We start from the raw sequence: 8,218 nt of genomic DNA on the forward strand, positions 1-8,218 counted from the left end.
TATCACCATTAACAACTGAATTTCAGATAGTTAAAAACCGAACTCAGGTTATTAGTGACTATACTTCGGAGAATAGAATACGTTGAATAAAGGGGCTATTGCTATTGATGTTCCTGCTTCGGGATTGGTGAAAATATGGATATAGTGAGTTATTGTAAGTTGACTTTATAGCTGGAGATTAAAAAAACAAGCGAATATCCAATTCCAGCAATTCGGTTCTCAACTTCTCCATTTCGGCTCTTTCTTTATCAGTCATTACAAAGGAGTTTCCCATCAGATAGATTTTTCTAAGGCTTTTGATTTCGGTGAGTTCATAGGGGAATTCGGATAGACTGTTCTCTTGAAGATCGATTTCGATAAGCTTGGTCATTTCACTTAAATCTGGAATCTCAAAAATACGATTATAACCCAAGTCTAAATAGAGTAATTGTTTCAAATGGGTTAAGCCTATGGGCACCATGATGATTTCGTTATGATGGAGATATAGTGCGATGAGATTTGGTAGTGTGAATAATGTATCAGGAATTTGGGAAATCTGATTATAGGCCAAATATATTTGTTCCAGTTTTTTAGCATTTCCAATTTGTGCTGGAATTTTGGTGAGTTTATTGTGATAGAAATCTATCTCTTTAAGTTTCTTCAATTCCCAAATCTTCTCAGGAATAAAGGTGAATTCATTTCTATAAAAAATTAGATGCTCCAATTCTTTGAGCTCAGAAAAAGAGGGAGGAATATCGCTAATTTGGTTGATGCCTAGATTTAGACTTACTAGCTTTGTGAGTAATTCAAGGTTATCGGGTAGCTCAGTAATGCCGTTGGCACCAATATGAATACTCTCCAAGTTTTTAAGCTTTCGGATGTCTCTTTTGCTCAAAGTTTGAATTTGATTATAATTGAGCTTAATCTCTTTTAGACTGTCCATTTTTTTAATAAAACAGGGGATTCTTTTGATTTCATTTTTACTGAGATCAAGGTGCTTTAGTTGCTTTAATTTCCTGATGGATCTAGGAATTCTTTTTAATTTATTCTCTGATAAATCGAGATTGGTGATGCTGTGGTTCTTTTTAAAACTAATGCGTTTCAGATGGTTTGAACTTAGAATAATGGTTTCTAGGCTGTCAGATTCTGGCCATGTTTTCTTTTTGATCTTCTCAATTTGATTTCCATGTAAATAGATGATTTTGGTATTATGGAAACTCGTCAACTCAGGAGCTTTTTTTAATTCTAATTTGGAAAGATGAACTTGTTTAACAGTGTCTGGCTTTAATTTAAAAAACTCCTTCAATTTTTCCTGAATTTCAACTGCTCTCACACTATCTTCATATAGTCGTTGTGACATAAAGATAGAGTCATGTATAATTAGGATAGAATCTCTATTTTGTTGTGCTTGAGCAAAATTGGAAAAGGATAATGCAATTATAAAAAATCCAAGGATAAAAGAGTTAATCGACTTCATTTGGCTTTTCTTTTTTAAAATAAACAGTCACATTAATGAGTAATAAAAGGATGGCTAAGAAGACAGAAGAACGACCTAGATAATCACCATACTTCACATAAAAAGTAAGTTCTGAATTGGCTTTCATTGTGTGTTTTCGAGCATCTTGAACCCAATAAGCGGTAGCTTCCGTCACATCGCCTCTTTGGTTGATAAAACAAGAGATTCCAGTATTGGCAGAGCGAGCCACACTTCTTCTGGTCTCTATGGCTCTGAGCCTTGAAAATGCCAAATGTTGTTGATGTCCTGGAGTGTTTCCCCACCATCCATCATTAGTAATAACCATCAGGATTTGTGCACCATTCTTAACAAACTCGGTCACAAATTCGCCATAAATACTCTCGTAACAAATCAATGGAGCGGCGCCTATTCCTTGGGAAGAATAGAATACTTTTCTTTCGGTATCATAGCCTAAACTTCCCGCAGTACCTCCCAAATTAAAAGCCATAAATTGCAGTGGTTTTAGTAAGCTTTTAAAAGGCATTTTCTCGGGACCGGGAACCAGTTTGCTTTTGTGATAGGTGTCTTCCACTTTTTGATGATTCATTATAATGGCTGTATTGTATTCATCATAGATTCCTCCATTCTCTGTTTCGCGAGAAGTACTGGTAGCTTCATCTAGAAAACGATAAGTACTGCCACCTATCACCATTTTTAAATTTGGAAATTCAGTCATGAAATTTTGTAGTCGAGGAATGGATATTCCTTTCTGCATTCTGGCACCTACTGTCATGGAAGGTTCTTGAATTCCTTCTTGAATGGCAGATTCTGGAGCTACCCAAAACTGAGTTTCCTGAGAGATTAAAGGAATAGATAGTTGAATCATTCTATCGATAACTTCCTGAGGAGGGCTTAGAAACTGCTCACTCCATGGATCCATATTGGGCTGTACCACTACAACTTCGGTGTCTGTTCCTTTTTCAGTATAAGTTTGATATTGGTAAATGGAGAAAAGTAAAGGAGTCAGAATGAGCAGGAAAATAGGGAAGGAAGAGAAAACGAGTTGACTGGCTCTTGGTTTATCCTCCAATAATTTTTTTAATAATTTGTAAATTAGGATGTTTATGATAAGTATCCACCAAGTACCACCAAATACACCAGTATACTCATACCATTGTATAGCATATGAATGATTGGCAAAAACATTACCTAAATTCAACCATGACCAGCTTAAATCCCAATCCAGATGTAGGTATTCAAAAGCCACCCAAAAAATCGGAAGCAAGAAAATGGCATTTCTATTATGATGAAAATACTTTTTCGAAAAGCTAAATACCACCCACACCAAACTCATAAATAGACTATTTAAAACAATGGCCATTATGGCTCCAAATATGGAGGAGTTCCATATCCACCAAGTACTTAGTGCATTCCAAGTAAATAGAGCAATATAGGTATACAGAAAAATATTTCGCAATGGCTTTTTAGATTCTTTGCTTAGTTGATCTTCGATAAAAAACAAAGGAATAAAAGCAATGAAAATAAGAAAAGGGAAGCCATGAGCAGGCCAAGCCAAGCTTAATAATACTCCGCTAATGATAGATAATAATAACTTAGATTTTAGCATATAAATAGAATTTGTGCTAATGATGATGCAATGGATAATTAGTATGAATGCAAAAATAAGCAAACCTAACGATATGAGTAGTAAAAAATTGGAGCGACAGGGCAAACTCGTACTTTTATTTTTCTTATTTTTTTACTGAAGCTAGCTTCGTGCGTTTAAAACACACTCTATGATGCTAATTTTTTCGCACGGAAAACATACTGATGTTACAATCAGTAGAACTTTTCGCGCTAGCCTTTTATCTTAGATCGCTCTGTTTTCTTGTATCTGTAGCTTTATTATTAAGTATGAGTTTGCCCTGATACTAATTAATAATCGAAATCAGGTTTAAAATACCCGAAGCTCAGTTTGGTGTTTTTCGAGGTCGAGCAAACGACTTTTGGTTACTAAGCTACCAGAATAGCTACTCAACTGTCCTCTTTTTGTTAATAATCGGTGGCAAGGGATAATGATTTCTATTGGGTTTTGTTGGGCAGCATAGGCAATGGCACCACTAGTTTTCTTGTTGCTTATTTGTTTTGCTAACTCGCCATATTCTTGGGTGTTTCCGTAGGGGATATCTAATAAGATCCTCCAAACCTTCTTTTGGAAGTCACTACCTTCAAGGTATAGCTTACCCGTAAACTCAACTTTAGTACCAGAAAAGTATGCTTTTAGTTGTTCAGAAAATTCATTATTTGAGTTTGATTTTTTATCAAAGGCCTCCTCAGAAAAGCTTAATCTGGATAATGCAAAATGATTAAAGCTAAGCTTCAAGATGCCCAATTCGGTTTTTAAAAAGGATTCGTTTTTGATGCTTTTTAGTATCCTAAAAGCTTCCGTGGTGTTTTTTGCTTTTAATACTTGAGGGGGAAGGTCATGATTGGTAATGCCTCCGCTTCCCTCAATGGCAATCACCGTTTTGTTGTTTTTTATAAAATGATTCAGCAGTTGTTGTGAGCCAGCTCCACCGCCAATTAATATTCCAGCATCGGCCATTTGACTTATTTGGCTATGTTTGGCATAGCTGTCTTTGGTGAGGTAAAGCTCCGACACTATTTTTTTATCACTTGGCTTTTTGTGTTTTTCTATGACACAAATAGTGGTGATGGGGAAATCTCTCACAACTTCAAATGCATGAGCAAATGTTCCTGTTACATTCCCTGCGATTAATGATATTCCTTGCTTTGCAGCTGTTCTTCCTACTAGGCTTGCTGTTTTGGCATTCTTTTTAGAGCATTCCTTGCCATATCCTAAAATGGCCAATCTGATTTGAGTGTTGATCATGGTCTTTCCTCCTTCAACAAATATAAAGAAAAAAGGCATAAAAAAAGCTGCTGAATTATTGAAATTCAGCAGCCTATACTTTTTGTTTTTTTTTACTTAGTCTCAGCAAGAAGACTACCTTTTTTCTCAGTGGTTGATAAGAAAGCTTCGAGAACGAGGCTTAGTCTTTCTGAAAATCAAGGAGTCCCGATATTAATCATCAGGATGACTGTTTTCAGAAAGGCTATAACGATTTATCGGAGTTTTCTTGCAGCCACTACTTAGAATGGCATAAAAGTAATACCAACAGAAATAGGATAGGTTTCAGGTCCTTTGTTGGCTACAAATAATTTATTCAAACTATAGTAAGCATAGGCGTGAACCCATTTATAACCCACACGTGCTTGAACACCAAAACGAGTTGACTCTAGCTGATTCATGTCTTTTTGCTTCTCAGTGCTTCCATAACCTAAGGTACCATCCTCATCAAAAGCATCTCCTTTGATTTTGGTTTTAGAATCTATTAAGAATCCAAACTTCATACCTAAGGTAAAACGCATTTTGTTTTTAGTGACATAACGCATTTCAACAGGAATATCAATATAGGTAACGTTTACTTTCGATCTTTTTAATTTAACCCCAGAAGGAACAGGAGTAAAAGCAATAGAATCACTTTTTACATTAGGAACATAAGCGTTTTTAAGATAAAGGTTCTCTGAAGAAATTCCCAATCCACCTGCAAAACTAAATCCATTATCACCCATCAAATGATTGTACATCAAGAATACATTGGCACCTTGATTGATGGTTCTGGTTTTAATACCTGTAGGCATGTCCATCCAGATGCTGGTATACAAGTCGTAACCAACAGATATTTTTTTCATAGTAGTTTCAGCAACTGGTTGTGCAAATGCTCCAAAACCAATAATGGCTAAAAGTGAAAATATGACTGCTTTTTTCATAAGTTTATTTTGATATTTTTTCTTTGCTAAACTCTAACAACATTCATTAAAGCCAGCTTAGATTTCAAATACTAATTACAATTTATTTTCGGAATCATTTATAAATAATGATGTCCTAAGGTTTTATTATTTCAAATATTGGGGCAAATATACAAAATAATCATCCGAACCCTTGTTCATGATTTTAAGGAATAGGTGCTAAATAATGTTAATAATATAAGATTCAGAGGAAAAGGGGCTCTTTAATGGCCTATTCTTTTCTGAACATATCGGTGTTATCTATCTTCTGACCACTATATTGTTGTATTTCATCATGCATATAAGTCAACTCGATACCCACTTCTTTGAACATCTCCTCTGATTCGTCTCCAGCATGATATTTCCTTTCGCAAACCACTCTTTTTATTCCGCAATTGATAATGAGCATGGCACAAGTTCTGCAAGGAGTCATTCTGCAATAAAGCGTTCCGCCTTCTAGGGCAATTCCTCTTCCTGCTGCTTGGGTGATGGCGTTTTGCTCTGCATGTACTGTTCTTACACAATGTTGTGTAACATGGCCATCCTCATGAATGACTTTTTTAAATAAATGTCCAACATCATCACAATGGGCCAATCCTCTTGGAGAACCCACATAACCCGTCACCAAAATTTGCTTGTCTTTAGTAATCACGCAACCGCTCCTTCCTCTATCGCAAGTGGCTCTTTGGGCTACAGTATCGGCAAGCTGAATGAAATATTCATCCCACGATGGGCGAATGTGAACTTCAGTTTTATGTTTTTCAGACATATTATAGTTTTTCGATGATTTTTTCTGTTTGAATGATTAACTGATTTCTGTCTCCATTATTGTCAATAGAAAAATCGGCCATCTCAATACATTTCTTTAGATTTTGTTTGTTGGGATCGGTGCTGTTCATTTCCCTAGCTTCATTGGCTAGAAATGTTTCGTAGCTGATATGATCAGTCGCGGATGCTCTTAATTTAATTCTCTCGTAACGGACGGCAGCATCAGCATCAACAGCAAAAAGATAAAAACTCCCTTTTTCTCTTAAAGAAGTGATTTCCCCAGGAGTTCTGATGCTTTCAATAATACAGTTTTTACCGCTCTCTAAAGCTTCAAAATATAATTGGTCGGTAACATAAGAAGGCGAATTTTGGGCTCTGAGTTCATTGGCCAAAGAAGTCATGCTATCGCGATTATTGGGCATTCTTCTTTTTTCCATTTCCTTTTGCAAATATCCACGTACTGAAAAATGCGTAAAGCCTTTTTCTTTGGTTAGGTATTTTACAATGCTTCCTTTTCCAGCTCCTAAAGTTCCTGTAATTCCTATAATGATCATTTACTTTCTTTTTTAATGTCTTTTAGCCATTTGGTCATGGTGATGGGTTTATAATCTGATAGTTTATTCATGAGCATTTCCGTATCGCTATCTACCAATAGGTTGTCCAAGTGCTCTTGTCTGATAAATCCTTCGCCCACACCAAGCTCAAAAAACTTCACCAAATGTGAGAAATAATCTTTCACATCTAATAATCCCATGGGCTTTTCAATAATATGCAATTGGTCTAAAACCAAAACCTCGGCTACTTCATCTAAAGTACCAAAACCACCCGGAAGGGCAATAAAAGCATCTGACATTTCAATCATAATGTCTTTTCTTTCGGCCATTGAATCCACGGCTATCATTTCAGTAAGCTCAGTATGGGCCACTTCTTTTTCGATGAGATGATGAGGCATTATGCCTATCACCTCTTTACCAGCAGCCAACATTTTGTCAGCCAATATTTTCATTAAACCCACATTGGCACCACCATAAACTAAGGTCATATCATGTTGGATTAAATAATCGGCTAATTCCTCCGCTTTCTGACGATATATAGGATCGGTTCCCATGCTGGAACCACAAAAAACACATATTTTCTTCATGCTGCGAATTTAGGGAATATTTATATTGGCCTGTAGCTTTGTGAAAGTAATGGCGGATTAATTGTTTTTGAGTATTCCAAGTGCCTTGAGTACTTAGCGTGGTTCTGTCGCATTAATTAGTCAAAGGTAAAAGAATTTCTACTTTTACCACCAACAAAACCATAATTGATGTTCAAGCACCACCGATATCTCAGTATTATCATCCTTCAAGCAGTTTATTTCAAATTAAGGTTCTCCTTAAGCTATAGGGATGTTGAGGAATTGCTTTCAATAGGAGGAGTAAAGGTTGACCACTCCACTATTCAAAGGTGGGTTTTTAAGTTTAGTCCTTTGATTGAAGCAAATATGCATCGAAGGAAACGGAAGGTCAATAATAGCTGGAGGATGGATGAAACTTATATCAAGGTAGGAGGCAAGGACCACTATTTATATAGGCTGTAGATAAATATGGAGATACCATTGATTTCCTGTTAACCAAGAGAAGAATGAAGGGTTCAGCACAGAAATTATTGAAAAAAGCCATTGGTAATAATGATATTCCAAGGGTTATTAATATTGATAAAAGCGGAGCAAATAAAGAAGGGATAAGGACAATCAATAGAAGGAATTTTAAGGAAATTAGATGGCGACAATGCAAGTATTTAAATAATATTGTGGAGCAAGACCATCGGAATATCAAGAGAAGAATAGCCATTAGTACTGGATTTAAAGAATTTGAATCCGCTCAAAGAACTCTAGCAGGAATAGAAACCGTATGTATCATTAAAAAGAATCAGATAGAAAACTCCAAGGCCACTGCTTTCAAAACATTTTATTCTTTAGCTGTATAATATTTAATTATATTTGATTTTTAAAACTATGGTTGGATTAATGCGACAGAACAGTAAAACAAGGTTTAAAGTTGAACGCCCTTTCGGAGGAATAAAAATTTGGTTTTTAGGAGGTGCTGCTAAATACAGAGGAATGAAAAAAATGCACACTCAAAATCTAATGGAGGCACTTTGTTACAATTTATATCGGAG

Annotated in this window: 7 protein-coding genes and 2 pseudogenes; 2 read left to right on the forward strand and 7 right to left on the reverse strand. The window is 35.8% G+C overall.

What is annotated here, in order from left to right:
• Window positions 1–178: 178 nt before the first annotated feature.
• The 7 genes from HNS38_RS19235 to HNS38_RS19265 form a co-directional block, all read right to left on the reverse strand.
• Entirely contained in the window at window positions 179–1,339 is a 1,161-nt protein-coding gene (locus tag HNS38_RS19235) for a leucine-rich repeat domain-containing protein (protein ID WP_172276171.1), read from the reverse strand.
• 103 nt (window positions 1,340–1,442) lie between these two features.
• A complete protein-coding gene (gene lnt, locus HNS38_RS19240) occupies window positions 1,443–3,062 on the reverse strand; it encodes an apolipoprotein N-acyltransferase (RefSeq protein WP_172346930.1) in 1,620 nt (539 codons plus the stop codon).
• 327 nt (window positions 3,063–3,389) lie between these two features.
• The gene (locus HNS38_RS19245) at window positions 3,390–4,367 is read right to left on the reverse strand and encodes a methylated-DNA--[protein]-cysteine S-methyltransferase (protein WP_172346931.1); all 978 of its coding nucleotides are present in this window, start codon (window positions 4,365–4,367) and stop codon (window positions 3,390–3,392) included.
• A 221-nt stretch (window positions 4,368–4,588) separates the two neighbouring features.
• Entirely contained in the window at window positions 4,589–5,269 is a 681-nt protein-coding gene (locus HNS38_RS19250) for an outer membrane beta-barrel protein (protein ID WP_172276177.1), read from the reverse strand.
• A gap of 250 nt (window positions 5,270–5,519) precedes the next feature.
• Window positions 5,520–6,056 carry a cytidine/deoxycytidylate deaminase family protein gene (locus HNS38_RS19255; RefSeq protein ID WP_172276179.1) on the reverse strand — a complete coding sequence of 179 codons (537 nt, stop codon included), beginning with the start codon at window positions 6,054–6,056 and terminating at the stop codon, window positions 5,520–5,522.
• A 1-nt stretch (window position 6,057) separates the two neighbouring features.
• Window positions 6,058–6,609, reverse strand: a complete 552-nt coding sequence (locus tag HNS38_RS19260) for an AAA family ATPase (protein WP_172346932.1) — start codon at window positions 6,607–6,609, stop codon at window positions 6,058–6,060.
• The gene (locus HNS38_RS19265) at window positions 6,606–7,196 is read right to left on the reverse strand and encodes a TIGR00730 family Rossman fold protein (RefSeq protein WP_172346933.1); all 591 of its coding nucleotides are present in this window, start codon (window positions 7,194–7,196) and stop codon (window positions 6,606–6,608) included. Before HNS38_RS19265 ends, HNS38_RS19260 begins: the two co-directional genes overlap by 4 nt.
• Window positions 7,197–7,364: 168 nt before the next feature.
• On the opposite strand from HNS38_RS19265, the pseudogene HNS38_RS19270 reads away from it, so the two are divergent.
• Together HNS38_RS19270 and HNS38_RS19275 are read left to right on the forward strand one after the other, a co-directional pair.
• Window positions 7,365–8,026: pseudogene (locus HNS38_RS19270) on the forward strand (IS6 family transposase).
• Between the two features lie 52 nt (window positions 8,027–8,078).
• Window positions 8,079–8,218 (forward strand): annotated as a pseudogene (locus HNS38_RS19275) (IS5/IS1182 family transposase); the annotation flags it as partial.

It is taken from the genome of Lentimicrobium sp. L6 (assembly GCF_013166655.1).
Taxonomy (GTDB): Bacteria; Bacteroidota; Bacteroidia; order Bacteroidales; family UBA12170; genus UBA12170.